25 protein-coding genes and 1 tRNA gene are annotated in these 24,983 nt (G+C 60.1%); 24 read left to right on the plus strand and 2 right to left on the minus strand.

Annotation, left to right across the window (positions count from 1 at the left end; genetic code table 11):
• Window position 1: 1 nt before the first annotated feature.
• From AB5767_RS02100 to nagA, 20 genes are all read left to right on the plus strand, one after another.
• Window positions 2-1,129, plus strand: a complete 1,128-nt coding sequence (locus AB5767_RS02100) for a DNA polymerase III subunit (RefSeq protein ID WP_368131721.1) — start codon at window positions 2-4, stop codon at window positions 1,127-1,129.
• Window positions 1,120-2,820 carry a PSP1 domain-containing protein gene (locus tag AB5767_RS02105; protein WP_368131722.1) on the plus strand — a complete coding sequence of 567 codons (1,701 nt, stop codon included), beginning with the start codon at window positions 1,120-1,122 and terminating at the stop codon, window positions 2,818-2,820. Before AB5767_RS02100 ends, AB5767_RS02105 begins: the two co-directional genes overlap by 10 nt.
• Before the next feature lie 102 nt (window positions 2,821-2,922).
• Window positions 2,923-3,729, plus strand: coding sequence for a ComF family protein (locus tag AB5767_RS02110; protein ID WP_253279182.1), 807 nt, complete (start codon window positions 2,923-2,925; stop codon window positions 3,727-3,729).
• Window positions 3,730-3,740: 11 nt separating this feature from the next.
• Window positions 3,741-4,850 carry a hypothetical protein gene (locus AB5767_RS02115; protein WP_368131723.1) on the plus strand — a complete coding sequence of 370 codons (1,110 nt, stop codon included), beginning with the start codon at window positions 3,741-3,743 and terminating at the stop codon, window positions 4,848-4,850.
• A 750-nt stretch (window positions 4,851-5,600) separates the two neighbouring features.
• On the plus strand, window positions 5,601-6,593 hold the full coding sequence (locus tag AB5767_RS02120) for a substrate-binding periplasmic protein (RefSeq protein WP_368137016.1): 993 nt from the start codon (window positions 5,601-5,603) through the stop codon (window positions 6,591-6,593).
• 314 nt (window positions 6,594-6,907) lie between these two features.
• Window positions 6,908-7,492, plus strand: coding sequence for a ribosome hibernation-promoting factor, HPF/YfiA family (hpf, locus tag AB5767_RS02125; RefSeq protein ID WP_006236248.1), 585 nt, complete (start codon window positions 6,908-6,910; stop codon window positions 7,490-7,492).
• A 79-nt stretch (window positions 7,493-7,571) separates the two neighbouring features.
• A complete protein-coding gene (locus tag AB5767_RS02130; protein WP_022094619.1) occupies window positions 7,572-8,525 on the plus strand; it encodes a DegV family protein in 954 nt (317 codons plus the stop codon).
• Between the two features lie 98 nt (window positions 8,526-8,623).
• Window positions 8,624-9,703 carry an NAD(P)-dependent oxidoreductase gene (locus tag AB5767_RS02135; protein ID WP_368131727.1) on the plus strand — a complete coding sequence of 360 codons (1,080 nt, stop codon included), beginning with the start codon at window positions 8,624-8,626 and terminating at the stop codon, window positions 9,701-9,703.
• 5 nt (window positions 9,704-9,708) lie between these two features.
• Window positions 9,709-10,134, plus strand: coding sequence for a hypothetical protein (locus AB5767_RS02140; protein ID WP_346964050.1), 426 nt, complete (start codon window positions 9,709-9,711; stop codon window positions 10,132-10,134).
• Window positions 10,135-10,152: 18 nt separating this feature from the next.
• Window positions 10,153-10,821 carry a hypothetical protein gene (locus AB5767_RS02145; protein WP_368131729.1) on the plus strand — a complete coding sequence of 223 codons (669 nt, stop codon included), beginning with the start codon at window positions 10,153-10,155 and terminating at the stop codon, window positions 10,819-10,821.
• A gap of 36 nt (window positions 10,822-10,857) precedes the next feature.
• Window positions 10,858-11,943, plus strand: a complete 1,086-nt coding sequence (locus tag AB5767_RS02150; RefSeq protein ID WP_368131731.1) for an isocitrate/isopropylmalate dehydrogenase family protein — start codon at window positions 10,858-10,860, stop codon at window positions 11,941-11,943.
• Between the two features lie 126 nt (window positions 11,944-12,069).
• Window positions 12,070-13,164 (plus strand): hypothetical protein, encoded by a 1,095-nt coding sequence (locus tag AB5767_RS02155; RefSeq protein ID WP_368131732.1) that lies wholly within the window; start codon window positions 12,070-12,072, stop codon window positions 13,162-13,164.
• Window positions 13,165-13,795: 631 nt separating this feature from the next.
• Window positions 13,796-14,239: a PTS sugar transporter subunit IIA domain-containing protein gene (locus AB5767_RS02160; protein WP_055310428.1), complete on the plus strand. Its 444-nt coding sequence runs from the start codon at window positions 13,796-13,798 to the stop codon at window positions 14,237-14,239.
• Window positions 14,239-14,520 carry a preprotein translocase subunit YajC gene (gene yajC / locus AB5767_RS02165; RefSeq protein ID WP_022094612.1) on the plus strand — a complete coding sequence of 94 codons (282 nt, stop codon included), beginning with the start codon at window positions 14,239-14,241 and terminating at the stop codon, window positions 14,518-14,520. The genes AB5767_RS02160 and yajC overlap by 1 nt, the downstream gene beginning before the upstream one ends.
• Window positions 14,521-14,556: 36 nt before the next feature.
• Window positions 14,557-15,039, plus strand: a complete 483-nt coding sequence (gene agaV, locus AB5767_RS02170) for a PTS N-acetylgalactosamine transporter subunit IIB (RefSeq protein WP_022094611.1) — start codon at window positions 14,557-14,559, stop codon at window positions 15,037-15,039.
• A gap of 90 nt (window positions 15,040-15,129) precedes the next feature.
• Window positions 15,130-15,930, plus strand: coding sequence for a PTS mannose/fructose/sorbose/N-acetylgalactosamine transporter subunit IIC (locus tag AB5767_RS02175; RefSeq protein ID WP_022094610.1), 801 nt, complete (start codon window positions 15,130-15,132; stop codon window positions 15,928-15,930).
• A complete protein-coding gene (locus tag AB5767_RS02180) occupies window positions 15,920-17,002 on the plus strand; it encodes a PTS system mannose/fructose/sorbose family transporter subunit IID (RefSeq protein WP_368131734.1) in 1,083 nt (360 codons plus the stop codon). The genes AB5767_RS02175 and AB5767_RS02180 overlap by 11 nt, the downstream gene beginning before the upstream one ends.
• A gap of 185 nt (window positions 17,003-17,187) precedes the next feature.
• A complete protein-coding gene (locus AB5767_RS02185; RefSeq protein ID WP_022094608.1) occupies window positions 17,188-17,919 on the plus strand; it encodes a GntR family transcriptional regulator in 732 nt (243 codons plus the stop codon).
• Window positions 17,920-18,033: 114 nt separating this feature from the next.
• Window positions 18,034-19,200: an AgaS family sugar isomerase gene (locus tag AB5767_RS02190; protein WP_316365479.1), complete on the plus strand. Its 1,167-nt coding sequence runs from the start codon at window positions 18,034-18,036 to the stop codon at window positions 19,198-19,200.
• Window positions 19,201-19,317: 117 nt separating this feature from the next.
• Entirely contained in the window at window positions 19,318-20,487 is a 1,170-nt protein-coding gene (gene nagA, locus AB5767_RS02195; protein ID WP_022094606.1) for an N-acetylglucosamine-6-phosphate deacetylase, read from the plus strand.
• Window positions 20,488-20,562: 75 nt separating this feature from the next.
• On the opposite strand, the gene AB5767_RS02200 is transcribed toward nagA, so the two are convergent.
• Window positions 20,563-21,147 (minus strand): flavodoxin domain-containing protein, encoded by a 585-nt coding sequence (locus tag AB5767_RS02200; protein ID WP_117772910.1) that lies wholly within the window; start codon window positions 21,145-21,147, stop codon window positions 20,563-20,565.
• 156 nt (window positions 21,148-21,303) lie between these two features.
• On the opposite strand from AB5767_RS02200, the gene AB5767_RS02205 reads away from it, so the two are divergent.
• The 3 genes from AB5767_RS02205 to AB5767_RS02215 all read left to right on the plus strand — a co-directional run bounded on the left by AB5767_RS02205 (window position 21,304) and on the right by AB5767_RS02215 (window position 23,858).
• Complete coding sequence (locus AB5767_RS02205; protein WP_368131737.1) at window positions 21,304-22,185, plus strand: aldose 1-epimerase family protein; 882 nt, start codon at window positions 21,304-21,306, stop codon at window positions 22,183-22,185.
• 59 nt (window positions 22,186-22,244) lie between these two features.
• Window positions 22,245-23,180, plus strand: a complete 936-nt coding sequence (locus tag AB5767_RS02210; protein WP_368131738.1) for a hexose kinase — start codon at window positions 22,245-22,247, stop codon at window positions 23,178-23,180.
• A gap of 204 nt (window positions 23,181-23,384) precedes the next feature.
• Window positions 23,385-23,858 carry a NanQ anomerase/TabA/YiaL family protein gene (locus AB5767_RS02215; RefSeq protein ID WP_117778978.1) on the plus strand — a complete coding sequence of 158 codons (474 nt, stop codon included), beginning with the start codon at window positions 23,385-23,387 and terminating at the stop codon, window positions 23,856-23,858.
• A gap of 205 nt (window positions 23,859-24,063) precedes the next feature.
• Here the strand turns inward: AB5767_RS02215 and AB5767_RS02220 are convergent.
• Window positions 24,064-24,139: transfer RNA gene (locus AB5767_RS02220), tRNA-Thr, on the minus strand.
• 157 nt (window positions 24,140-24,296) lie between these two features.
• Between AB5767_RS02220 and AB5767_RS02225 the strand changes: the two genes are divergently transcribed.
• Entirely contained in the window at window positions 24,297-24,779 is a 483-nt protein-coding gene (locus AB5767_RS02225; protein WP_368131740.1) for a PTS sugar transporter subunit IIB, read from the plus strand.
• Window positions 24,780-24,983 lie beyond the last annotated feature (204 nt).

The raw sequence follows: 24,983 nt of genomic DNA on the forward strand, positions 1-24,983 counted from the left end.
CATGGCCCCCGCGCAGACAAGCCTGCTGGCCAAGCTCGACACCCAACAGCGCGTGCGCGACTTTTTGGCCAACGCCATCGCAAGCGGCCGTGCATCGCACGCCTACCTGTTCTTGGGCGCGCCCGGTGCCGGTAAGCTCGACGCCGCATGGGCGCTTGCCCAGGCATTCCTGTGCGAGCAGGATGGCTGTGGTTCGTGCGACAGCTGCGTGCGCGTTGCTCGGCACACGCATCCCGACGTGCACTATTACACCCCCGAAAGCGCTACGGGCTACCTCATCGCGCAGACCCGCGAGCTGCTCGATGACGTGCCCCTGGCGCCCATTCGCGCCAAGGCAAAGGTCTACATCATCGACCGTGCCGAGCAACTGCGCGCCAACACCGCCAACGCGCTGCTCAAAACGCTCGAGGAACCGCCCGAGGGCGTCATGTTCATCCTGTTGGGCACCTCGGCTGACGTGATGCTGCCCACCATCGTGAGCCGCTGCCAGTGCGTACCGTTTCGGCTGGTGTCGCCCACTGTGGCTGCGCAGGCCGTGAGCCGCGCCACCGGTCAGGACCCTGCGCGTTGCCGCATGGCCGTCGCTGTGGCGGGAAGCCCCACGCGTGGCATCGAGTTCCTCAAGAGCGCCGAGCGCCAGGACGCCCGTCGTCAGATGGTCCGTGCCATCGACTCGCTCATCGCCGCCGACGAGGCCGATGTGCTCAGTCGCGCCAAGTCGCTCATCGTCGCCGTCAAGGCGCCGCTCGCCGAGGTCAAGTCCACGCAGGAAAAGGTGCTCGAGCAAAATGCCGACTACCTGTCGCGTGGAGCATTGAAGCAGCTTGAGGACCGCAACAAGCGCGAACTCAACGCGCGCGAGCGTTCGGGTATCATGGAAGCGCTGGCGAGCGCGCGGACGCTCATGCGCGACGTGCTGCTGACACTTCAGGATGAGGCGGCAGACGTTGTGAACGAGGACGTGCGCGACACGATCGGGCGGCTTGCCGCGGCGACGAATGTTGCGGGTGCCACCCGGGCGCTCGAGGCAGTCGCGACCGCTGAGCGCAACATCGCCAGAAACGTTACTCCCCAGCTGGCCATCGAGGTCATGCTGTTCGATATCAGGAAGGCACTGAAATGCCGTTAGTCGTACCCGTTAAGTTTACCTACGCCTCGCGCGACCTGTGGTTCGACCCACAGGATCTGGATATCCTCGAGGCCGATTATGCTATCTGCTCCACCGAGCGCGGAACCGAGATCGGCCTGGTCACGGCCGATCCCTTCGAGGTGCCGCTCGACGAAATCGGTCAGCCGCTCAAGCCCGTGTTGCGCGTAGCGAGCGACATCGACCTGCAGCTTGCCGACGACCTGGCTATCCAGGGTGACGAGGCCATGGTCGACTTCCGCCGTCTGGTCAAGGAGCTCGACCTCGAGATGAAGCCGGTCGGCGTCGAGTACCTGTTTGGCGGCGAGAAGGCTGTGTTCTACTTTGCTGCCGAGGAGCGCGTCGATTTCCGTCAGCTCGTCAAGGACCTGTCCTCGACGCTGCACATTCGCGTCGACATGCGCCAGATCGGCGTGCGTGACGAGACCCGCCTGGTGGGCGGCTATGCCCAGTGCGGCCAGGAGCTCTGCTGCACGCGCTTTGGCGGACAGTTTGAGCCGGTTTCGATTCGCATGGCAAAAGAGCAGGACCTGCCGCTCAACTCGTCCAAAATTAGCGGCGTCTGCGGCCGCCTGATGTGCTGCCTGCGCTACGAGTTCGAGGCGTACAAGGACTTTAAGAGCCGCGCGCCCAAAAAGAAGACGCTTATCGATACGCCGCTTGGCAAGGCGCGTATCCAGGAATATGACACGCCGCGTGAGCAGCTGGTGTTGCGCCTGGAGAACGGCAAAGTCTTTAAGGTCAACCTGGCCGACATGACCTGCTCGGAGGGCTGTAAAAAGAAGGCCGCCGAGCAGGGCTGCAACTGCCGCCCCGACTGCGTGACGCGCGATGTGCTCGAGCGTATCGAGTCGCCCGAGATGCGCTTGGCGCTTATGGAGCTCGACCGCGAGAACGGCGTCGACGTGGGCGATGGCCTGTCGAGCGCCGACCGTCTGGCGGGGACGACGATGCCCAAGCGCCGCCGTCGCGATGCGGACGCCGATACCCGTGCGGGTCAGAGCCAGGGCGAGGGTCGCGGCCGCGGTAAGGGTCGCGGCAAGGCCGAGGCACCCGAGGCCGAGGAGGCTGCCGGTGGACGTCGCCGCCGCAAGCGCTCGGGTTCGGGCGATACCGGCGAGGCCGCTCCCGCAGGCAAGAATTCCCCCCGCGAGCGCGAGGCTCAGCAGCCCCAGCAGCAAAACCGCGGCGGTGGCATGAATCCCACGCGCCGTCGCCGCCGTCATCTGTCGAGCGAGGAGCGCGAGGACGCCTTCCGCGCCGCAGCCGCTCGCGAAGCCGGTGCCGCCCCCAAGGGTGGTTCGGGTTCCGATACGCCTGCCGACAAGGGTGGCAAGCAGCGCAACGATGACGAGCGCGCCCCGCGTCCGCGTCGTCGCCATTCCTCGGGCACGCAGCAAAAGCCCTCGGTGCCCTCCGTGGCCGATCAGGTCTCGGATGGCGAGGTCAAGGTCACGCGCCGTCGCCCTGGAGATGGCGGAGGGGCGGCTGCCAAGGCCGCGCGCGGCGCTGCTCGCGACGAACGCGAGTCGCGCGAAGATCGTGGTGGCGAGGGTTCGGCCGACCAGGGCCAGAAGCGCCGTCGCCGTCGTCGTTCCCGCAAGCCGCGTCAAGATGGTGGCGAGGGCTCGACCCAAAACTCGTCCGCACCGCAACCGCCCACCGGCGAATAGCACCCGCAAACGGATTTAACCTGTCTGGCCCCAAACGCGTCGGGGTACCATAGCGCTGAATCGACAACCCTCCCTGCGACCGAGCGTAGGGAGGGTTGTGTCGTGAAGAGACATTTGAATGTGTTGGGATGCCTGCAAGGTACCGGCATCCTACCGTTTGCGGACGAATTGCTACCGTTTGCCGAGCGGGCGGCGCACGAGGCGCTTGAGGCGTTGTCGCCCACGCGATGCGCCGGCTGCGAGCGCGCCGGTGCGCTTATTTGCCAAGACTGCTTGGCGGCGCTTGCGCTCATCGACCCGCGGCATAGCTGCACTCGATGCGGCGCCCCGTTTGGAGACTTGCTGTGCACCGAGTGCTCGGTCGAGGGCTCGTCCTCGGCGATGGCCGAAGCACTCGACCGGTGCCTGGCATGTGCCGTTTACACGCATCCGCTGCCGCGGATCATTAAAGCGTACAAAGACGCGGGCGAGCGACGCCTGGCGCCGTATCTGGCAGAGCTGCTATACGACACTGCCTTACATGCCCAGGCCGCGGCACCCGATCGCTTAGGCGGTGTGTTGTCCGGCGCCGATGCCGTGGTGTTTGTGCCCGCGACGGCGGCGGCGTTTCGGCGGCGCGGCTTCGATCATATGGAAGCCATCGCGCGCCCATTTTGCGGGCTGTCGGGTGTTCCGCTGCTCGACGCCCTCGTTAAGTACGGCCATGGCGACCAACGTGAACTCGGTCGTGAAGAACGCCGTGAACGCGCCCGAGGCATGTACGAGACCGTTGAGGACGTGCGGGGCCGCCGCCTGCTGCTTATCGACGACGTTATCACCACGGGTGCGACGATGGCGGCGGCTTCGGCGGAACTCAAGCGCGCCGGTGCCGCGGCCGTTGATGGCCTTGCTATCGCACGCGTTTGGTAGGGGTGATTCGTGTGGCGGTAACAATCAGGCAGTGCAACAAACCGACAAAAGAGCAGCTAGCGGCTTCCGTGATCCTGACGGGCGCCTCGGCGTTGCGCATGATTCGAGCCGAGCGCCGGCAGATGGGCTACATCGGCTGGAAGGACCTCAATCCCGATGAAGAGCGCCGCGTGCTGTGTACGTCATCGCCTTCGACCGAGGATATCTATCTTCCCGACCTGGTGCGAATTGGAGCCAAAAGCGGCGAGGTGCAAGAAGATCTTTGCTTGCTGGTGGGATCTGCGGCGCAGCGCCGCCGCATGCCTGGCGTGGACTGGTCCGTGTGTTCCGGGTTGCCTGCCGGCGCGATTCTAGAGGTGGAATCGGGGGTGTGTAGCCTATCTCCCGAGGCCCTTTGTGTTGCCGTCGCCCGCGAGGTCGGCTGTATCCAGGCGTTTGCCCTGGCCCAGGAACTGTGTTCCAAGATTTCACTGAGTGATCGCGGGAAGTATCTGCCTCCCTACACCTCACCTGTTGCGAATAGACTTGCAAAGGACAAGGACCAACCGGCAGACGTGGGCTACTTTGAAGTCGAGCCGGTGCTGACGCCCGATCGCCTGGCAGATTACCTTGCGGCATGCAAGGGGAGTGCGGCCAAACAACTGCTACGCCTGTGTCCCTACCTGTCAGAAAACCTTCGCTCACCCATGGAGTGCATCATGCTTGCCATGTTTTCGCTTCCGTTTTCCTATGGCGGATTTGCCTGCGGTCCCTTTAAGACCGACTACAAGATCGAGTTCGATGACCGCGCGCAGGCAATCTCGGGGATGCCGCATGCAGTTTGCGATGCGTATCAGGAAACAGCCCGGTTTGACCTGGAATACAACGGTGAGCTGGGCCATTCTTCCCGGAAGGGACGTATCCATGATGAAAAACGCAACACGGGCTTGATTACTATGGGAATCGAGGTCGCGACGGTCAACAACGAAATGCTCTGTGACATGGAAGCGATGGAAGCGCTCGCATGGCGCATCCACCAGCGTATGCGAAAGCGGTACCGGAATCGTGTCGATGCCCGCAGAAAGAAGCAAGAGGCGTTGCTTAACACGCTGCGGGCGTGTTTTGGGCTTAAGCCGGTCTAATTCGCGTCGAAAATAGGGGGTTAATCATATGCCCTGGCCAAAATATGGCAAATATGAGTACTGTCACTAAATCAGTAACAGCAAAATCAAGGAATTTAGGACTCGGAGGCGTCGTAAAGTAAGAAGATAATAAACAAATGTAGAATAACTAAGCATCAGGTTGGCGACACTGAGCGCAAAATCTGTCCGAGAGGCCAAAATTGTCTGCTACTAAATTGGTAACAGTACTCATATTTGCTATTTTTTGGCCGCGGCACCCTGAGACGGGTGCCCCGGAGCTCCCCGTAGGGGAGCTCCGGGCTTCATGGGGGTACGAATGGTCCGCTCCGACCTGCAAAATCTGTGCTCACGATGCGAATGACGTCCCTAACCTTAAACTTTAGCTTGAACTTAGCTATAATGCGCTACGTTCCTGCCGGGCTGTGGTTGCGGACGGACGAAATGTCCATCCTAGTCCAAGACAGACGCGGTCAAAGGGATCCACGTAAGCGACCGCGTGCGCGCGGCGCGATCATGGCGCGTCCTAGATGTAAGCCGCACCGTCCGTTCTACTTTCTTTGGGGCAATACCGCCTCGCGGGCGAGCGGGCCAGTCGTGAAGGTGGTTACGGCCTCCCGAGCAAACACCCCGGTGCGCAAGTGTGGGGTCAAATACCAGGTCAGCTGGTGGGAACAACCCGTTATTCCGCGCAACGCACGGATTGTATACGACACAGAAGGCAGGGTAGTGGACATGGTGAGGGGCAGCTTGATGCACGCGGCTCGGTTAGGTGCTGGGACCGCGGCGGTCATTGCCGTATTGGGTTTGAGCGGATGCGCGTTCAACCCACTGTCCACGTTCACGACACCCACGATTGACCAGATCGAGCGCGAGACCGTTACCCCTACGGTGTCGGACGATGCCCTGGTCACTCCCGGTACCCTGACGGTTGCCCTCGATACCTCCGATGCCCCGCAGGCCATGCAGGGCGCCGATGGCAACCTCATGGGCTACGCAGTTGACGCTGCCCGCGCCCTTGCAAGTCGCATGGGCCTTAAGGTCGCCTTCGTCGATGCGTCTTCTGCCGATTCCGCGCTCGGCGACAAAAAGGCCGACATCTTCATTGGCGACATCAATTCCACGGATGGTGACATCAGCACGCTTGGTACTTGCCTGTACGACGCTGCGGCAGTGTTCGGGAAGACGAGCGACGGCGAGTCGCTGAGCGTTTCCACCGAAACGCTTAACACCGCTACCCTGGGCGTTCAGACCTCCTCGGCCTCGCAGGAGGCGCTTGCCAAGCAAAGCATCACCGCCAACCAGAAGACCTTCACCAACATCAACGAGTGCTTTGAGGCACTCGAGTCCGGCGAGATCGACTACGTGATTTGCGATTCCACGGCCGGCGGCTACCTTGCGCGCCTGATGAGCCAGATCTCTTACGTCGGCGCGCTCGAGACACCCTCGACGCTCGACGTCGCGGGCCTCGCGGCCAACGATGAGCTATGCCGTGCCGTGAGCGATGCCCTCGACGGTATCACGGTCGATGGCACGCTCGAGGCGGTCCACTCCGTCTGGTACGGCACGATGCCCTATGATCTCACCACCAAGACGGTCTCGGGCGCCGACGTGCAGTCGACCGACACCGGATCCAGCGAGTCCGCATCCTCCGATTCGAGCAGCGAGGGTACAACCTCCGAGGATAAATCGTCCAGCCAGGAGGGCACTATCACCGACGACGACATTAACAAGCTCAATAGCTAGTTATTGCTAGGGGTGGCGTCTCCTATGCGCTAGGAGAGATGCCTCTTCACGGTTTCAACACGCACTGCCGGGCTTCCCCGATGGGGGAGCCCGGCTTTTTCATCCCAATAAAACCAGCAGGTCAAAGCCAATTTTCGGGACCAAATACAAAGTCGTCGCCCTCCTATAGCGCACTTTGCCACGGAAAAGTGCGAGACTTCGGTATGCGGTATCAAGCAGTCGTTATTCGGGTCTTTGGGAAATCGCGTGATTAAATGCACGGCAATGGGTACATAGCCAGTACAGTAAGTCCCCGAGGCAGATTGGAGCCACGTATGGATATCAAGGTTTCTGGACGCAAGACGACGGTAACCGATGCTCTGCGTGCGCATGTGGATGAGAAAATCGGCGAGGCGCTCAAGGTTTTCGACATCGAGCCCATGACAGTCGACGTCGTGCTTCGTTATGAGAAGAACCCCTCGAACCCCAACCCGGCAATCGTCGAGGTCACGGCTCGTGCCCGCGGTTCGGTGATTCGCGTTGCCGAGCACGGCGCAGATATGTATGCTGCCATCGACCTCTCCGCCGATAAGGTCACCCGCCAGCTGCGCAAGTTCAAGACCAAGGTCGTGGACAACCGCCAGGGTGGTGCCAGTGCCGCGGATGTCGCGCCGGTCGAGCGCGTTGAGGATCTGGCCGACCTGCTGCTGCCCGAGGAGGACGACGACCTGCTCGTCCGCGAGAAGGTCATCGATGTCACCCCGATGACCGAGGAGCAGGCGCTGGTGCAGACCGATTTGCTGGGCCACGACTTCTACGTGTTCGAGAACGCGACGACCGGTCTCATCAATGTGGTGTATCACCGTAAGAATGGTGGATATGGCATCATCAAGCCCCGCATCGAAACACTTGACGAGTAAAATACGTTAACTTGCATGAGTTAACGGTTGGCGGCCATCCCATGCGGGTGGCCGCCTTTTTACGTAAGGAGTCGCTTTGATGGACAAGGCCGCATCCGCCGGTCATTCGAACCGTTGCCGCATCGTCGTCGATACCTGCTGCGACTTTAGCCCCGAGGTCGCCGCGAACCTCGATGTCGATATCCTGGGTTTCCCTTTCATTATCGATGGCGAGGAGCGCACAGACGACATCTGGTCGAGCATGAGCCCTAAGGAGTTCTACGACCGCATGCGCGCCGGTGCCCGCGTGTCCACCTCGGCTGTGTCGCTCGGTCGCTATATCGAGTTTTTTACCGAGTGCGCCAAAGAGGGCACGCCCACGGTCTACCTGTGCTTTACCTCGGCGCTGTCGTCGAGCTACAACTCCGCGTGCCAGGCGGCAGATGTCGTGCGCGCCGAGTATCCCAACTTTGAGCTCTACGTGGTCGACAACGCTCTGCCCTGCGCGACCGGTGCGCTCTTGGCGCTCGAGGCCGTGCGCCAGCGTTCGGCGGGACTGACCGCCAAGCAGCTGGTCGATTGGGCAAACGAGGCAAAGACCTACGTGCACGGCTACTTTACGCTCGAGAGCTTCGACGCACTGGCTGCCGGCGGCCGCATTCCTCCCGCGGCGGCGCAGCTCACGGCAAAGCTCGACGTCAAGCCCGAGCTCTCCTACGACCTGGCCGGCTCGCTGTCGCTGATCGGCGTCAACCGCGGCCGCAAGAAGGCGCTCAAGTCCATCCTCAAGTCGTTCCGCGAGAACTACGTGCCCGATCGCACCATGCCCATCGCCATCATGACGGCCGATGCCGAAAAGGATGGTGACTGGCTCGAAGCCGCCATCCGCAAGGAGGAGGGTTGCGCCGACGTCACGATCATTCGCGGCTCCGTGGGTCCCACCATCGGCTCGCACGTGGGCCCCGGCATGGTGGGCTGCGCGTTTTGGGGTAAGAACCGCGCCGACAAGGCGTCGCTTTCCGACCGTATCGCCCGCCGCGTGCGCGGTCAGTAGGCAAGCGCTGCGTCCGTAATCGCCCTCGACTCACAGCCCAAACGCTGGCACCGAGTATTCAACCTGGTAACAACACCCAACCCAAAAGGAAAGGTTTCATGGCAAACAAGCTCTCCGTCGCATTCATCGGCACCGGAATCATGGGTGCCCCCATCGCCGGCCACATTCTGGACGCCGGCTATCCCGTCACGGTCAACAACCGCACCAAGTCCAAGGCGGCGGCGCTTATCCAGCGCGGCGCCGTCTGGGCAGATACGCCGGCCGATGCCGCGGCGAACGCCGATGTCGTCTTTACCATGGTGGGCTATCCCTCCGAGGTCGAGGAACTCTACCTGGCGGGCGACGGCCTGCTCGCGTGCACTAAGCCCGGCGCGGTCTTGATCGACCTCACCACGAGCTCGCCCGAGCTTGCCCGTGACATTGCCGAGGCCGCCCAGGTTTCTGGTCGCATGGCGTTTGACTGCCCCGTCACCGGCGGCGAGTCGGGCGCTATCGCCGGTACGCTCACGGCTATCGTGGGCGCTACCGAGAACGACATCGCGCCGGTCCGCGACATCCTTGCCACCTTTGCGGCCAACATCTGCTGCTTCGACGGCGCCGGCAAGGGCCAGGCTGCCAAGCTCGCCAACCAGGTGTCGCTGGGCGCCTGCATGGTCGGCATGGCAGACGCCATGGCATTTGCCGAGCTGAGCGGCCTTGATCTGGAGAAGACCCGCCAGATGATCCTGGGCGGTACCGGCAAGTCCGGCGCCATGGAGAGCCTGGCTACCAAGGCGCTCGACGGCGACTACAAGCCCGGCTTTATGGTCGAGCACTTCATCAAGGACCTGCGCTTGGCGCTCGCCTATGCCGACGATCGCGAGCTTGCGCTGCCCGGCGCCGACGTGGCCTTTACGCTCTACGACATGCTCGATGCCATCGGTGGTGCCAAGCTGGGCACCCAGGCCATCACGGTCCTCTATAAGGAGGAGGCCGACGCCATCGCCGCCGGTCTGGACTGGTCGCAGTATCGTCCCGAAGAGCACGGTGCTCACGAGGACGGCTGCGGTTGCGGCGAGCACGGCGACGACCATGAGTGCGGTTGCGGCCACCACCATGGCGAGGACCACGAGTGCTGCGGCGGCCACGGCCATGATGATGGCCACGAGTGCTGCTGCGGCCACCATCACGGGGAGTAGCGCCCATGAGCTGGACGTTCGTGGTGCTTGCGCTGGTGCTCTTTCTCTTCGCGATCTACATTGGCTTTTTGTGCGGCCAGTGGGCGTGCGAAAAGCGCGTCATCACCAAGCGCGACTACTGGATTGCCAACTTTGCAGGCGCGGCGGCAGTCGTCCTGCTGACCTGGGTGTTCTCACTGTTCCCGCTGGTGCAGTTTGCGCCGATCGGCTGGCTCGGCGGCTTTATCGCCGGTCTTAAGATGAGCTTTGGCGAGTCCGTCGGTCCGTGGCGCAAACACGACGAGGTCTTTAACGTCAACAAGGCTCATCGCGCCGCCGCCGACGCGGGCGACGCTGAGGAACGCCGCCGTGCGCGTCGCAATGGCGCGGCCGACCGACAGCTCATCTCGGTCACCGATGACAGCAAGGGTGCTGGCAAGCACGCTAAGTAATAGTAAGAAGAGGTAACTATGGCAGAAAACAAAGACGAACAGCTCACCGACGAGGAGCTGGCACAGCTTCAGCTGGCAGAGGAGAACGAGAACGCCGTCGACCGCCTGGTCCAGGAGCTCGGCTGCCCCACGCGCCGCATCCGTCAGTTTGCCGCCCGCGTGCTGCACCTGCTTGCCGAGCGCGATCCGCAGCGCGTCGTGCCCTGCGTGCCCGCGCTGATCGAGGCGCTCGACCGCCCCGAGGCTCAGACCCGCTGGGAGGCTCTCGATGCCCTGGCGGCGCTCGCCACCACCTGCCCCGAGCAGCTGGGCGATGCCTTTGAGGGCGCCGAGACCGCGCTGTTCGATGAGATTTCGTCCACGCTGCGCTATGCCGCCTTCCGCCTGCTGTGCGTGTGGGGCGCCACGAGCGTCGAGCGTTCGCGCGAGGCTTGGCCCATCCTGGACGAGGCCATCCAGTGCTACCACGGCGACCTCGAGTATCGCGACATGCTCGGTTGCCTGTACGAGTTTGGCCGGGGCGAGATTGACGCCGAGGTCGCCGAGAAGCTCGCGCTGCGCCTTAAGTTCGATGCCGAGAACGGCAAGGGTAGCTATCTCAAGGCCCGTTCGAGCGAGATTTGCGAAATGCTTGTTAAACGTTTTGGCCTGGATCTCTCCAAAAAGAAGAAGCGTGCTAGCGTATAAAAATCTGACGACGCCGAAGACGAGGAGTAACAGATTATGGCGCACGATGTAGTCCTGATTCCTGGTGACGGTATCGGTCCCGAGATTACGCAGGCTATGCGCCGCGTGGTCGAGGCCACTGGTGTCCAGATCAACTGGAACGTCCAGGAGGCCGGTGCCGGCGTCATGGACGAGTTTGGCACGCCGCTGCCCCAACATGTGCTCGATGCGGTCGCCGAGACCAAGGTTGCTATCAAGGGCCCCATCACCACGCCGGTCGGCACGGGTTTCCGCAGCGTTAACGTCGCCCTGCGCAAGCATTTTGACCTGTACGCCTGCGTGCGCCCCTGCCTGTCGCAGCCGGGCGACGGCTCGCGCTTCCGCGACGTCGACCTGGTTATCGTGCGCGAGAACACCGAGGACCTCTATGCCGGCATCGAGTTCGATGAGGGCGCTGCCGAGGTCGAGGAGCTCTCGCAGCTCGTCGAGCGCTCGGGCCAGAAGACCTTCGCCGCGGATTCCGCCATCTCAATCAAGCCGATTTCCATCGCCAAGAGCCGCCGCATTGTGGAGTACGCTTTTGAGTACGCCCGCCGCTGCGGCCGCAAAAGGGTGACGGCCGTGCATAAGGCCAACATCATGAAGGCGACCGATGGCCTGTTCCTGCGCGTTGCGCGCGAGGTGGCCGCCAGCTATCCCGATATCGAGTTCAACGACAAGATTGTCGACGCCACCTGCATGGGCCTGGTCCAGAACCCCAACGACTTCGATGTCCTGGTGCTGCCCAACCTGTACGGTGACATTGTGAGCGACCTGTGCGCCGGTCTGGTAGGTGGACTGGGTATGGCTCCGGGTTCCAACATCGGTGCCGACTGCGCCATCTTCGAGGCGACGCACGGCTCCGCGCCCGATATCGCTGGCCAGGATATCGCTAACCCCACGGCCGAGATTCTGTCCGCGGCTATGATGCTCGATCACCTGGGCGAGAACGACGCGGCCAATCGCATCCGCGCCGCCGTTTCTGCCACGCTCGACGAGGGTGAGCAGGTTACCGGCGACGTTCGTCGTGCCCAGACCGGCTCCGTTGAGGGCGCTGTGGGCACGCAGGCCTTTGCCGATGCCGTTATCGCGCACCTGGCCTAAGGCATGCAGACTGCAAACGCCTAAATAGTACTTAAGTGTTTGCGTATAACCTGAGAATCAATACGCCCGGCGCTTTGTCGGGCGTATTCTATTGCGGACTATGTTTCCTAACAAGGAGTAACTGATATGGGTCTGATTCAAAAGAAGGACGAGAAGGACGAGATCGACGGCATCCAGATCATCGAGCGCGGCGAAGGCCCCGATGGTGATGAGGAGGAGAAGATCGATCTGGTCGCCGGTACGTCTGCCGAACATATTGCCGCCGGTACGACGGCCGAGGAGGAGGACGCTCGCTTGGAGGCAAAGATCGCCGCGGACGCCGCCGACGAGAACCTCATACCCGAGGAGCAGGACGAGGACGACGATATCCTGGGTTCCGACGAAGACGACCGCGCATCCAAGCACAAGAAGACGATGATTGCCGCCTTCGTGGTTGCAGTCGTGATCGCTGCTGTGGTCGGCTTCTTTATCGGCAACGGTGGTTTTGGCGGCAAGGGCGTCGGCTCGGCGACCCTGTCCGAGGACCAGCTCGATTCGACCGTGGCGAGCTATAGCTACAACGGCAAGAAGAGCGACATCACCGCGCGTGAGGCCATCGAGAGCCAGTACAGCCTTGACACCGTCAAGGACGACGACGGCAACTACACCGCTCCGTCTGCCGACGTTATCCTGTCCTACGTGCGCAACCAGATTCTGCTGGACGCTGCCGAGGACGAGGGCATTACCGTCTCTTCCAAGGAAATGAAGCAGTATGCCGAGGATTCCATCGGCACCTCCGACTACAAGACCATGGCCACGCAGTACGGCGTGTCCAAGGACCAGGCCAAGCAGATCGTCCGCCAGTCCGCGACGCTGCAGAAGCTCTACAAGAAGAAGGTGGGCGATAGCTCCGCAAGCATGCCGACCGCCCCGACCGAGCCTGCTGACGGCAACGAGGAGACCGCGAGCAAGGACTACGCCGATTACATCATCAACCTTGCCGGTGACGAGTGGGATAGCGAGAAGGGCACCTGGAAGGATGCCGACAGCACCTATGCCAAGGCCTTCGCTGACGATGCCTTTACGGCCGATAGCGCTACCTATAAGCAAGCCATGACCGCCTATTACACCGCCTACCAGCAGTATTCCTCGCAGGCTTCGAGCGCCAGCTCCAAGTGGACCGAGTATGCGAACGGCCTCTACGCCAAGGCCAACATCAGCATCTACGGCCTGTTTGCGTAAGGTTTGCCTGCACTACTGCGCGCTAACCGATCTACCTGATTGAGCCCGCTAGAACGGACAACGTTCTAGCGGGCTTTTTGTTGCCGAAATCAATAGGATAGGCCTCGCGCCCGCACAAGCGCTCCATCGGGTTCCCCTAATTCATCTGGGAAAACAACTGCAAACGATTGCAAGTGACCGGTGAACGGTCGAAAACTACCGTTCACCGATAATCTCAAAACTGGTTCTAACTGGTATTAAGTCAAAAAGACCAATTCACATATCTTCACAATGACCTGCAATTTTTCTACACGCTATTTTTAGCCGCCCTGCGTTGTTTAGACACCGGGAAAGATCCGTTCTTTTGCCAAAGCGTTTCGAAACGGTTTCAAAACCGCAGGTAGAAGTGTTAACGAGCGGTAAACGGTCGAAATATCACCGTGAGCGGTGCAAAAACGTTTTACTGTTTGAATCAGCGAAAGCGATCTCTTCTGGGGTGATATAGTGACAACAACACGTCACGTGGTTACTACCAGTTTAGAAACCACTGGTCTTCAAAGAACGCTTTCTAAGAAGCTTTAAGGGCAAGTGCCCGCTGGCTTCCGAAAATCATCGGACTCAGATCGTACACACCTTCGGAAGGGAAATTTGAATGGTTGGCTTTATTCTTACCGGTCATGGACAGTTCGCACCCGGCCTTGCAAGCGCTATCGCTATGGTTGCCGGCGACCAGCCTGCTTTTACCGTCGTTCCTTTTGAGGGCGATCAGGCCGCATCCTACGGTGAGGATCTCCGCGCCGCTATTACCGCCATGCGCGAGGAGTGCGATGGCGTGCTCGTCTTTACCGACTTGCTCGGTGGTACCCCGTTCAACCAGTCGATGATGATTGCCCAGGATGTCGACAACGTCGAGGTTCTGACTGGCACCAACCTTCCCATGGTTATTGAGCTCCTGTTCCTCCGCGGCAATGCCACGCTCGCCGAGCTTGGCGAGCAGGCCGTGACCGTTGGCCAGACGGGCATCACCGCCCAGACGGTCGCATCCGTTGCCGGCTCCGAGGAAGAGGATATCTTCGGCGACGAGGACGGCATCTAATGGCCGATTTCGGAGCCAACGTCCTGAGCTCCTCGGTCGCCCTTTTAGGCCTGCTTGTCATCATGGGCTTGATTTACACCATCTGGTCGCAAATCAACATGAAGAAGAAGCAGAAGTACTTCAAGGAGCTGCACACCGAGCTCAAGCCGGGTCAGGAGGTTCTTTTCGCCGGCGGTATCTACGGAACCGTCAAAGGCATCGAAGGCGAGAAGGTCCAGATCAAAGTCCGATCCGGAGCCGTCGTAGATGTTTCGCGTTACGCGATTCAGGAGATCAAGTAACTGTCGTCAGCAAATATCGAAAGGAAGCTGATCAACATGGCAGAACCCAACATTCTTCTTACCCGCATCGATAACCGACTGGTTCATGGTCAGGTTGCCACCCAGTGGAACTCCACTCTGGGCTCCAACCTCATCCTCGTCGCCAACGACGACGTGGCGTCCAACACCATGCGCCAGAACCTCATGAAGATGGCCGCTCCCGCCGGCGTCGCTACGCGTTTCTTCTCCCTGCAGAAGACCATCGACGTCATTGGCAAGGCGAGCCCGCGCCAGAAGATCTTCATCGTGGCCGAAACACCGGAAGACGTGCTTACGCTCGTCAAGGGCGGTGTGCCTATAAAGAAGGTAAACATCGGCAACATGCACATGTCGGAAGGAAAGCGCCAAGTCGCCACCTCCGTCGCAGTTAACGACGAGGATGTCGCTGCGTTTAAAGAGCTGCAGGAATTGGGGGTGGAGTTGGAGATCAGGCGCGTTCCGAGCACGCCTGTTGAGGACACGAGCAAGCTCTTCTCGTAATCCTCGTGATCCACGTTGTCAGGAGTGAAACCCTGACGTTCTGTACGTGATATCCAAAGTGCGTACATACATTTTGAAAGGAGGAGCAAGATGGAATACTCGATCATCCAGATCGCTCTGGTCTTCGTCGTCACGTTCATCGCGGCAATCGACCAGTTTGACTTCCTCGAGTCTCTCTATCAGCCCATCGTCACCGGCGCCGTCATCGGTCTTATCCTTGGCGACCTCAACACCGGTCTTCTCGTGGGTGGTACCTATCAGCTCATGACGATCGGCAACATGCCGATCGGAGGCGCTCAGCCGCCTAACGCCGTCATCGGCGGCATCATGGCAGCCATTCTCGCTATCGCCACGGGCCTCGAGCCCAACGCGGCAGTCGGTCTCGCCATTCCGTTCGCTCTGCTTGGCCAGCTCGGCGTTACCCTGGTCTTCACGCTTATGTCCCCGCTTATGTCCACGGCCGATAACATGGCTCACAACGCGGACACCAAGGGCATCGAGCGCCTGAACTACTTCGCCATGGCTCTGCTCGGCCTGATCTTCGCTGTCGTCGTCACCCTGTTCTTCATCGCTGGCGCTACCATCGGTCAGACCATCGCTTCCGCCATCCCGACTTGGCTGCAGACCGGTCTGTCCGCTGCAGGCGGCATGATGCGCTTCGTCGGCTTCGCCGTCCTGCTCAAGGTTATGATGAACCGCGATATGTGGGGCTTCTTCCTCATGGGCTTTGGCCTCGCGCTCATCACCGTTGCCAACGATTCGCTGGCAACCCCTGCTCTGCTCATCCTCGCTCTCATCGGCTTCGGCATCGCTTTCTGGGACTTCCAGCAGCAGACCGAGCTGAAGGGTGCAGCTGTTTCTGACGGAGGTGACTTCGAAGATGGCATCTAATGAGTATGTGATCCCGGAGCACTACGAGGATCTCACTCCTGCTCCGCAGCTCGACCAGAAGACCCTCAACAAGATGGCTTGGCGCTCCTGCTTCCTGCAGGCATCGTTCAACTACGAGCGCATGCAGGCCGCTGGCTGGCTCTACTCCATCATCCCCGGTCTGGAGAAGATCCACACCAACAAGAACGACCTCGCGGCTTCCATGAGCCACAACCTGGAGTTCTTCAACACCCACCCGTTCCTTGTCACCTTTGTTATGGGCATCGTGCTTTCGCTCGAGCAGAACAAGGTTGACATCCCCACGATCCGCGCCGTCCGCGTCGCCGCAATGGGCCCGCTCGGTGGTATCGGTGACGCCCTGTTCTGGCTGACGCTCGTGCCTATCACGGCCGGCATCACCTCCAACATGGCCATCAACGGCAACGCCGCTGCACCGATCATCTTCCTGGTGATCTTCAACGTCGTCCAGTTCGCTCTGCGCTTCTGGCTCATGAACTGGTCCTACAAGCTTGGCACCAGCGCTATTGACGCTCTGACCGCCAACATGCAGGCCTTCACGCGTGCCGCTTCCATCATGGGCGTCTTCGTCGTCGGTTGCCTGGTCGTCACCATGGGTGGCACCCAGATCAACCTCCAGATCCCCAACGGCACCACCCGTGGTCTCTCCGCCACTACCGTGATCGTCTCCGAGAAGGAGGCCGAGAACTTCACCGGTATGGAGGGCATCGATACCGAGACCGCTGAGGCCGGTACCATCGCCATGACCGATGAGGACGGCAACGCTCTCACCGCCACCGATGCCGACGGCAACGAGGTCAAGTGCGGCGTCGCCGATCTGGGCAACGGCATGGAGTCCGTGACCTACGCTACCGTCACCGAGGATCCGGTCAACTTCTCTGTTGCCGACACCCTCAACACCATCGTCCCGAAGCTCGTCCCGCTTATGCTTACGCTGCTGCTTTACTACATGTTCGCTAAGCACAGCTGGACCCCGACCAAGGGCATTCTCCTGCTCTTCGTCCTTGGCATCCTGGGCGCTGGCCCGCTTGGTCTCTGGCCGAGCATCTGGTAAGGCTCTAGCTTGAGGGGTGTGTCCCTACGCGGCTCACACCCCGACCCCTTAAGCCATGTGTATGTTAAAAGCCGCGTGCTCGAAAGAGCGCGCGGCTTTTGTTTTCTTGATGATTCGGGTGTGGCAGACAGATAATGCTAAACACCCTAGGTAGTTAGCCGAATTCGAGCAAAAGGGAGGATAGGATGGCGATCGGAGCGCGTAAGCAACCGCTGTACGATCAGCTGGTCGATATTCTGACCGAAAAGATCGACCATGAATATCGCGCCGGTGACATGATTCCTTCCGAGCGCGAACTTTCGGAGCGCTATGGTCTCTCGCGCACTACGGTACGCCTGGCTCTGCAGGAACTGGAGCGTTTAGGACTGGTGGTTCGGCAGCACGGTCGCGGTACCTTTGTGACCGACCGTTCGGCAAAAGCAACCAATCTTATGCAGTCCTACAGCTTTACCGAGCAGATGCGCGCGATGGGTCGAGAACCCGAGACCACGATTCTCGAGTTTTGCGAGATGGAGGCCGATAAGAATCTGGCCGAGCATATGGGATTGCGCATCGGTGATCGCATTTTTAAGCTCAAGCGCCTTCGCTCTGCCGACAACATGCCCATGATGGTCGAACGCAGCTATCTACCGGTTCGTCAATTTCTGTCCCTAAAGCGACCGCTGCTGGAGCGTAAGCCGCTTTACGATGTGATTGAGCAGGATTTTCAGCAAAAGATTCGCGTGGCCGAAGAGGAGTTCTATGCGAGCATAGCCCGTCCCACCGATGCCCACCTTTTGGGAATTGTCGAGGGCTCGCCTGTGCTCGATTTGGTCAGGACTACGTATAACGAGTCAAACGAGGTTGTGGAGTACACACTCTCGGTTGCTCGTGCCGATCAGTTTAAATACAAGGTTTACCACCAGCGCAGTAACTAGTGCTCGCATCGTTTCCATATGGTGATTCTTTGCATTTAACTGGTTACTACCAGATAACCAACCGAAGTGTATAATTGCACGTCAGAGGATTACTTCTAGAGAGAGGTATTAGAAATGTTCGAGAAGAGTGTCGAGGAGCTCACCGAGCTCGGCGCCCAGATCACCACGGCCGAGATTGCTCAGCAGCCCGAGCTTTGGCGTGATACGCTCAACATCTATCGCGAGAACAAGGAGGCCATCGAGGCCTTCCTGGCCGAGGCTCGCGCTATGGGCGAGGGTCGTCTGTCCGTTGTCTTCACCGGTGCCGGTACGTCCGACTACGTTGGCGATACTTGCGCCCCGTACCTGCGTCACGCTGGCAACACTGATCTCTACGACTTTAAGCCCATCGCCACGACCGACATCGTGAGCGCTCCGCGCGACTTCCTGCGCGCCGAGGATCCCACGCTCGTGGTTTCCTTTGCCCGCTCTGGCAACAGCCCCGAGAGCCTTGCCGCCGTTGCCGTTGCCAAGGAGCTCGTCCACAACGTCAAGTTCCTCAACATCACCTGCGCTCCCGAGGGCAAGCTCGCCGTCGAGTCTGCCGATGATCCCAATGCGCTGACGCTGCTCATTCCGCGCGCCAACGACAAGGGCTTCGCCATGACCGGTTCTTATTCCTGCATGACCCTGCTCTCCACCCTTATTTTCGACACTGCCTCTGACGAGCAGAAGGCCGAGTGGGTCGAGACCATCGCCAAGATGGGCGAGGAGGTTATCGCTCGCGAGTCCGAGGTCGCCGATTACCTCGCTGGCGACTTCAACCGCGTGACCTACCTGGGCTCCGGCTCCTTTGGCGGCCTTGCTCAGGAGAGCCAGCTTAAGATTCTCGAGCTTGCTCACGGCCTGGTTGCCACTTCTTACGACACTTCCATGGGCTATCGTCACGGACCCAAGTCCTTCGTTGACGATAAGACGCTCGTCTTCGTGTTCGTCAACAACGACGCCTACACCCGTCAGTACGACATCGACATCCTCAACGAGATCGGTGGCGACAAGATCGCTCAGCACACCGTCGCCGTTCAGCAGGAAGGTGCCACCGTCTATGAGGGTGAGTCCTTCACCTTTAAGGGCTACGAGGCACTTCCCGAGGGCTACCTTGCTCTGCCGTTCGTGATGTTTGCCCAGGCTATCAGCCTGCTCAACTCCGTGCGCGTGGGCAATACGCCCGATACGCCGAGCCCCACCGGCACGGTCAACCGCGTGGTTAAGGGCGTGACGATTCACCCCTTCACCGCTTAATCGCGTCCCCCTGTAAGGGCGCCCGTCCGCTCATAACGGCGGGCGGGCGCTTTTTGTTTTACGTGTGCTGGGTATAAGCATCACCACAGTCAACTGCTTTAGAAGCAAGGAGTGCATATGAGCACGTACGCAATTAAGGCTGACAAGTTCTTCTTGCCGGCAGGCCCGCAGCTGGGCGGCTATCTTATGGTCGAGGATGGCGTCTTTGGCGCCTGGCAGGCCGACGAGCCCTCTTGCGAGATTAAGGACTACACGGGATCGTGGATCGCGCCGGGTATGGTCGATACTCACATCCATGGCTTCTACAACCACTCAACTACCGATAACGATCCCGAGGGCATCGATATCAGCTCGACCGAGCTCGCCCGTCGCGGTACCACCAGCTGGCTGCCCACGACGTTCACCGATGGCGTCGAGCAGATCAAGGACGCCTGCGCCGCTATCGCCCAGGCGGACGAGGGTCGCGGCCCCGACTTCTGCGGTGCTCGCATTCAGGGCATCTACCTGGAGGGCCCTTTCTTTACCATGAAGCATGTGGGCGCGCAGAACCCCGCTTACCTGATCGATCCCTCCGAGGAGGTCTTCGACCAGTGGCAGGAGGCTGCGGGTGGTCGCATCGTTAAGAGCGCCATGGCGGCCGAGCGCGACGGTGCCGCTGCTTATGCGGCTGCTCTGAACGCCAAGGGCGTCGTGACCAGCATCGGTCACTCCGACGCCACCTACGATGAGTGCATCGCCGCCATCAACGCCGGTGCCAGCTGCTTTACGCATACCTATAACGGCCAGCGCGGGCTGCATCACCGTGAGCCCGGTGTCGTGGGTGCTGCCATGTCCACGCCCGAGACCTACGCCGAGATCATCTGTGATGGCAAACACGTAAACCCCGCTGCCATCAAGGCGTTGCTGCAGGCAAAGGGCTGGCAGCATACGGTGCTCATCACCGACTGCCTTGGCTGCGGCGGCATGCCCGAGGGCAGCTACACCAGTGGCGGCATGGACGTCATCATGAAGGACAACCTGTGCTGGCTCGCCGACGGCAAGAGCATTGCCGGTTCGGTGCTCACGCTTGCCCAGGGCGTTAAGAACATCGTCGACTGGGGCATCGCCAGCGCCGATATCGCCATTCGCATGGCAACCGAGGTGCCGGCACGCTCCGCGCACATCGAGGATAAGTGCGGCAGCATCATGCCGGGTCGCGACGCCGACTTTGTCGTGTTCGACCATGAGCTCACCCTCGTCGAGACGTATGTTGGCGGCCAGAGCGTCGGCAACGCCTTTACCGAGTAACGATAGAAAAAGACGGCGGGCCCGAATCTGCTCGGACCCGCCGTATGGGTTAAACGCTCAAAAGCACCTTCACAGTTACAGCTTGTTAGCGATCTTCTTTGCCGTGCGCTTAACGCCGGCCACCAGGCCTCCCGCAGGATGCTCCTTCTCGTATGCTAGGCGCTTTTCGCGCTTGGCGTACTCTTCGACGATGATGTCGCCATACTCGTCTTCGATCTTGTCGAAGAAGTCGACGGCGCCCTTAATTTCCTCAGCGGTTGGGTGTCCCTTTTGGACACCGCCGGTGAGTTTGAACGGCCCCCACGTATCAAAGCCGGGGCAGCCGTAGACACCCATAAAGATGGCCTGCCTCATGCGGCAGATGCCATCGATATCCTTGCCGTACCACTTGTTTTTGCCGCCATAGGTCATAAGGCCAAACACCTTGTCCTGCGGTTGCAGCACGTTAGTGAGCACGCGTGCCATGTCCTTGTCGATCTCGGAGTAATAGATGCCCGTGGCGACACCGATCAGATGGTATTCGTGCAGGTCGGGGTACTCGTTTTTACCGAGCGCCTTGACGTCGAGGGTATCGATCTCGGGGTGTGCCTCGACGATGGCGTCCACGAGCTTTTTGGTATTGCCGTGATGGCGCGAGGCGTAGAGGATGATGGTTCGCATAAGAAGGCCTTTCAGCTGTAATTGCATCAATGTCTGTATGGTACCCCGTTGCATGGCTGGGATACCGGACGTATCGATGAACGTGCGGGTTTGTCCTTTGGTCAGGGCCGAGACGGGTACTTGCGAGCAAAAAGCAGTTGTTCGAAAGGATGGGCAATGGAATACGCTCTCTCCAACGATTCGATTTCTATTAAGGTGTCCACGGCTGGTGGTTCGTTTACCTCGATCGAGGCCGGAGGTCGCGAGTATCTGTGGCAGGGCGATCCCGCCGTGTGGTCCGGCCAGGCACCGATTTGCTTCCCGATTTGCGGAGGCTTGCGCGATAACAACGCCATGACGTTTGCCGGGCATCATGTAAAGCTCGCTCGCCATGGGTTTGCGCGCAAACAGGAGTGGAAGCTGCTGAGCCAGAGCGAGAACGAGCTGGCGATGTGCCTGGCTTCGGAGGATAACGCCGCGCTGCTGAGCGATTATCCGTATCCGTTTAAGCTTGTCGCTCGTTATGCGCTCGAGGATACCGCCGTGCGCGTCTCCTATGAGGTGACCAACGAGGGAACCGAGGACATGCCGTTCTTTATCGGCGGTCATCCCGGCTTCAGGTGTCCGCTCGATGAGGGCGAGGCCTATACGGACTACGAGCTGCGCTTTGAGAAAGACGAGGCTGCGGAGCTTTGCACCGCCGTGCCCTCGACCGGATTGATTGACGTGGCAAACCGTTCCAAGAACCCCATGGTGGGAAAGACGCTGCCCCTGTCGCACGAGCTCTTCGATTTTGCGGAGACCATCTTTGACGTGCTCGAGAGCCGCCAGGTCACGCTTTCTAAGAAGGGGGAGGACAAGGGCGTTCGCCTGAGCTTCGAGGGCTTCCCGTATCTCATTGTGTGGAGTAAGCCCGAGGGCGATTTTGTGGCAGTTGAGCCTTGGGGCGGCCTCTCGACCTGCTCCGATGAGGACGACGTACTTGAGCATAAGCGCGGCTGCCTTGTCGCCAAGCCCAAGGAGACCGTCGTCCGCTCGTTCACGATTGAGATTCTGTAATTCCGTTTTGTCGACTCGTATCGCGAGGCATAAGGAGCCTGCGAGATAAGGAGCTAAAAATGATCCTCACCGTTACGATGAACCCGTCTGTCGATACGCGCTATCAGCTCGATGAGCTCATTATCGACGACGTCAACCGCGTGACGCCCGAAAAGACCGCCGGCGGCAAGGGCCTCAACGTGGCCCGTGTGCTGGGTCAGCTGGGCGACGACGTTGTGGCAACCGGTCTACTCGGCGGCCACATGGGCGCCTACATGGCTGAGCTCATGGACGCCAACGGTATTAACAACGACTTTGTGCCCATCAAGGGCGAGACTCGCATTTGCCTCAACATCCTCCACGCCGGCAACCAGACCGAGCTGCTCGAGAGCGGCCCGACGATTGCCCCCGAGGAGCTCGATGCCTTTACCGCCAAGTTTACCGAGCTTGCGAGCAAGGCCGACGTTGTCACCATTTCGGGTTCGCTGCCCCGCGGTGTCGAGGCAGACTACTATGCCAAGATCACGGGCATTGCCGAGAATGCCGGCGCCAAGGTGCTGCTCGATACCTCGGGTGCCTCGCTCGAGGCAGCGCTCAAGTCCGAGGTCAAGCCCGAGCTGGTTAAGCCTAACCTGACCGAGATTAACGGCCTTTTGGGCACGAGCTTTACCACCGACGATGTGGACGAGCTCCGCGCCGCGCTCGCCTCTGATGCCCGCTTCTCCGATATCCCCTGGGTCGTCGTGTCCATGGGTGCCGCCGGTTCCGTGGGCTTCCACAATGGCCGTGCGTTCCGCGCCAAGACGCCTGATATCCCTGCCGTTAACGCCACGGGCTCTGGCGATTCGACCATTGCCGGCTTCGCACATGCCATCGCTGCCGGCGCAGACGACGAGACGGTGCTGCGTACCGCCAACACCTGCGGCAAGCTCAACGCCATGGATCCCATGACTGGCCACTTGGTCATGGATCGTTGGGACGAGGTCTATAACGGCGTTGTCGTGACCGAGCTGTAAGAGTTTGGGCGACGGCCCCGGCATCGCTTATTTGCTTATGGTTAGAGCCGACGACAAGTGCGGTAGCATTATGCCGGGGCGCGACGCCGACGCTGTCGTGTTCAATCCCGACCTTACCCTGGTCGAGACGTATGTGGGCGGCAACAGCGGCGGTAACGCTTTTATCGCGTAGCCGCCAAAGAAACGATCCGAGAGGGGATTTAGATGATTTACGGTGCATTGGGCGATATCGAGGAGTACCGCGGAATGCTCAAGGGCCTCGACGTGCTGATCGATTGGCTCGAAGAGAACGATCCGGCGGAGCTCGAGGTCGGCAGCCATCCGATTCTGGGCGACAAGGTCTTTGCGAACGTCATGGCTCCCACGACGCGTCCCGAGGCCGAGGCTCACTACGAGACGCACCAGCGCTATCACGATCTGCAGATCGACGTCGAGGGTCGCGAGGCCTTTAAGGTCGCTACGGGCAGCTTGACGCTGGTCCAGGAGTTTGACGAGAAGGACGACTACGATCTGGTCGATTCCGACGCCTCGATCGCCGGCGATCTTGCTGACGATAAGTTTGCACTGTTCGTTGCCGGCGAGCCTCATATGCCCACGCTCGAGTTCCCGGGCGATGGCGCGCAGCCGGTCAAGAAGATCTGCTTTAAGCTGCTTGCAGATGCTTACTGGGAGGAGTAGCGAGCTGCTCGGCTGAGCTGTTCGTGTTGTGAGCGTTTTCCTTTGGAGGAGCGCGCTTGAGCCCCGTTAATCGCGGTTCCTTTGGGGATTGCGGCTGGCGGGGTTTTTGTTGAGTAGGGGAGTTGCCGGCGGCGTTGTGCTTGGATTGGCATTGTGCGATAAATCGGCAACAAAAAAGCCGCCCGAAGGCGGCTATCTTGTGCAATGGAGCCAGCGACCGGGCTCGAACCGGTGACCCCCGCTTTACGAGAGCGGTGCTCTACCAACTGAGCTACGCTGGCGGCCATGTGGTGACGCAACTGAGGCGTCAACGGCTGTCTATGATACGGGACATCGCACATCCGCGCAAGGGTTCTGATGGCTTTTCTCACTTTAAATGCACTAATATTGGAGACGCGATGTCTTGCTCTTACGGGTCTCAAAGAGAATGGGGCAGCGATGGCTCAACCCAAGATTCTTCTCACACGCATCGATGACCGGTTTATTTACGGGCAAGACGTTGAGCTGTGGAACGAAGCCGTGGGTTCCAACCTTGTTTTAATCGTCAACGATGAGATCGCGGCAGATTCGCGCCAATGGGCACCCATGAGGGTGGCGGCGCCAGAAGGCGTTTGGACGCGGTTTTTCTCGGTGCAAAGGACCATCGACGTCATTCATACCGCAACGCCTCGCCAATTGATTCTGATCATGGTGGCCTCACCCTCCGATGCGCTCGCGCTGGTTAAGGGCGGTGTGCCAATAACCAAGATTAGTATAGGCCATATGCGGGCGGGGGAGGGCAAGCGCTCTGCAACGCCTGCCGTTGCCGTAGGCGATACAGACATCGCCGCCTTCAAAGAGTTGCAAAAGCTCGGTATAGAGCTAGAAATCCGCCATCTCCCCAGCTCCAATCCCGACCCCATCGGCAATCTGTTCAACTGATCCCTTGGGGACGGAGGAAAACGGATCATTTTGCCTTCGTAGGGGATCTGTGTGGCGCTGTCTGCCAAACTATGCCGGTTTACTACGATGAATTGCTTATCGCCGAGCATGCCAAATTTGCAGAGAATAAAACCGACGCTCCTATAAGTTGTCAAGAGGCAGTTTGCGGGAGAGCTCCCTTCAATTCGCACAGGAGCTCGTAAT

The organism is Collinsella aerofaciens (assembly GCF_040926265.1).
GTDB lineage: Bacteria > Actinomycetota > Coriobacteriia > Coriobacteriales > Coriobacteriaceae > Collinsella > Collinsella aerofaciens_BB.

What these genes read in the sequence shown, in the direction of transcription:
- AB5767_RS02100 (WP_368131721.1), top strand. Translation starts at nt 2, where the DNA reads ATGGCCCCCGCGCAGACAAGCCTGCTGGCCAAGCTCGACACCCAACAG.
- AB5767_RS02105 (WP_368131722.1), top strand. Translation starts at nt 1,120, where the DNA reads ATGCCGTTAGTCGTACCCGTTAAGTTTACCTACGCCTCGCGCGACCTG.
- AB5767_RS02120 (WP_368137016.1), top strand. Translation starts at nt 5,601, where the DNA reads ATGCACGCGGCTCGGTTAGGTGCTGGGACCGCGGCGGTCATTGCCGTA.
- hpf (WP_006236248.1), top strand. Translation starts at nt 6,908, where the DNA reads ATGGATATCAAGGTTTCTGGACGCAAGACGACGGTAACCGATGCTCTG.
- AB5767_RS02130 (WP_022094619.1), top strand. Translation starts at nt 7,572, where the DNA reads ATGGACAAGGCCGCATCCGCCGGTCATTCGAACCGTTGCCGCATCGTC.
- AB5767_RS02135 (WP_368131727.1), top strand. Translation starts at nt 8,624, where the DNA reads ATGGCAAACAAGCTCTCCGTCGCATTCATCGGCACCGGAATCATGGGT.
- AB5767_RS02140 (WP_346964050.1), top strand. Translation starts at nt 9,709, where the DNA reads ATGAGCTGGACGTTCGTGGTGCTTGCGCTGGTGCTCTTTCTCTTCGCG.
- AB5767_RS02145 (WP_368131729.1), top strand. Translation starts at nt 10,153, where the DNA reads ATGGCAGAAAACAAAGACGAACAGCTCACCGACGAGGAGCTGGCACAG.
- AB5767_RS02150 (WP_368131731.1), top strand. Translation starts at nt 10,858, where the DNA reads ATGGCGCACGATGTAGTCCTGATTCCTGGTGACGGTATCGGTCCCGAG.
- AB5767_RS02155 (WP_368131732.1), top strand. Translation starts at nt 12,070, where the DNA reads ATGGGTCTGATTCAAAAGAAGGACGAGAAGGACGAGATCGACGGCATC.
- AB5767_RS02160 (WP_055310428.1), top strand. Translation starts at nt 13,796, where the DNA reads ATGGTTGGCTTTATTCTTACCGGTCATGGACAGTTCGCACCCGGCCTT.
- yajC (WP_022094612.1), top strand. Translation starts at nt 14,239, where the DNA reads ATGGCCGATTTCGGAGCCAACGTCCTGAGCTCCTCGGTCGCCCTTTTA.
- agaV (WP_022094611.1), top strand. Translation starts at nt 14,557, where the DNA reads ATGGCAGAACCCAACATTCTTCTTACCCGCATCGATAACCGACTGGTT.
- AB5767_RS02175 (WP_022094610.1), top strand. Translation starts at nt 15,130, where the DNA reads ATGGAATACTCGATCATCCAGATCGCTCTGGTCTTCGTCGTCACGTTC.
- AB5767_RS02180 (WP_368131734.1), top strand. Translation starts at nt 15,920, where the DNA reads ATGGCATCTAATGAGTATGTGATCCCGGAGCACTACGAGGATCTCACT.
- AB5767_RS02185 (WP_022094608.1), top strand. Translation starts at nt 17,188, where the DNA reads ATGGCGATCGGAGCGCGTAAGCAACCGCTGTACGATCAGCTGGTCGAT.
- AB5767_RS02190 (WP_316365479.1), top strand. Translation starts at nt 18,034, where the DNA reads ATGTTCGAGAAGAGTGTCGAGGAGCTCACCGAGCTCGGCGCCCAGATC.
- nagA (WP_022094606.1), top strand. Translation starts at nt 19,318, where the DNA reads ATGAGCACGTACGCAATTAAGGCTGACAAGTTCTTCTTGCCGGCAGGC.
- AB5767_RS02200 (WP_117772910.1), bottom strand. Translation starts at nt 21,147, where the DNA reads ATGCGAACCATCATCCTCTACGCCTCGCGCCATCACGGCAATACCAAA.
- AB5767_RS02205 (WP_368131737.1), top strand. Translation starts at nt 21,304, where the DNA reads ATGGAATACGCTCTCTCCAACGATTCGATTTCTATTAAGGTGTCCACG.
- AB5767_RS02210 (WP_368131738.1), top strand. Translation starts at nt 22,245, where the DNA reads ATGATCCTCACCGTTACGATGAACCCGTCTGTCGATACGCGCTATCAG.
- AB5767_RS02215 (WP_117778978.1), top strand. Translation starts at nt 23,385, where the DNA reads ATGATTTACGGTGCATTGGGCGATATCGAGGAGTACCGCGGAATGCTC.
- AB5767_RS02225 (WP_368131740.1), top strand. Translation starts at nt 24,297, where the DNA reads ATGGCTCAACCCAAGATTCTTCTCACACGCATCGATGACCGGTTTATT.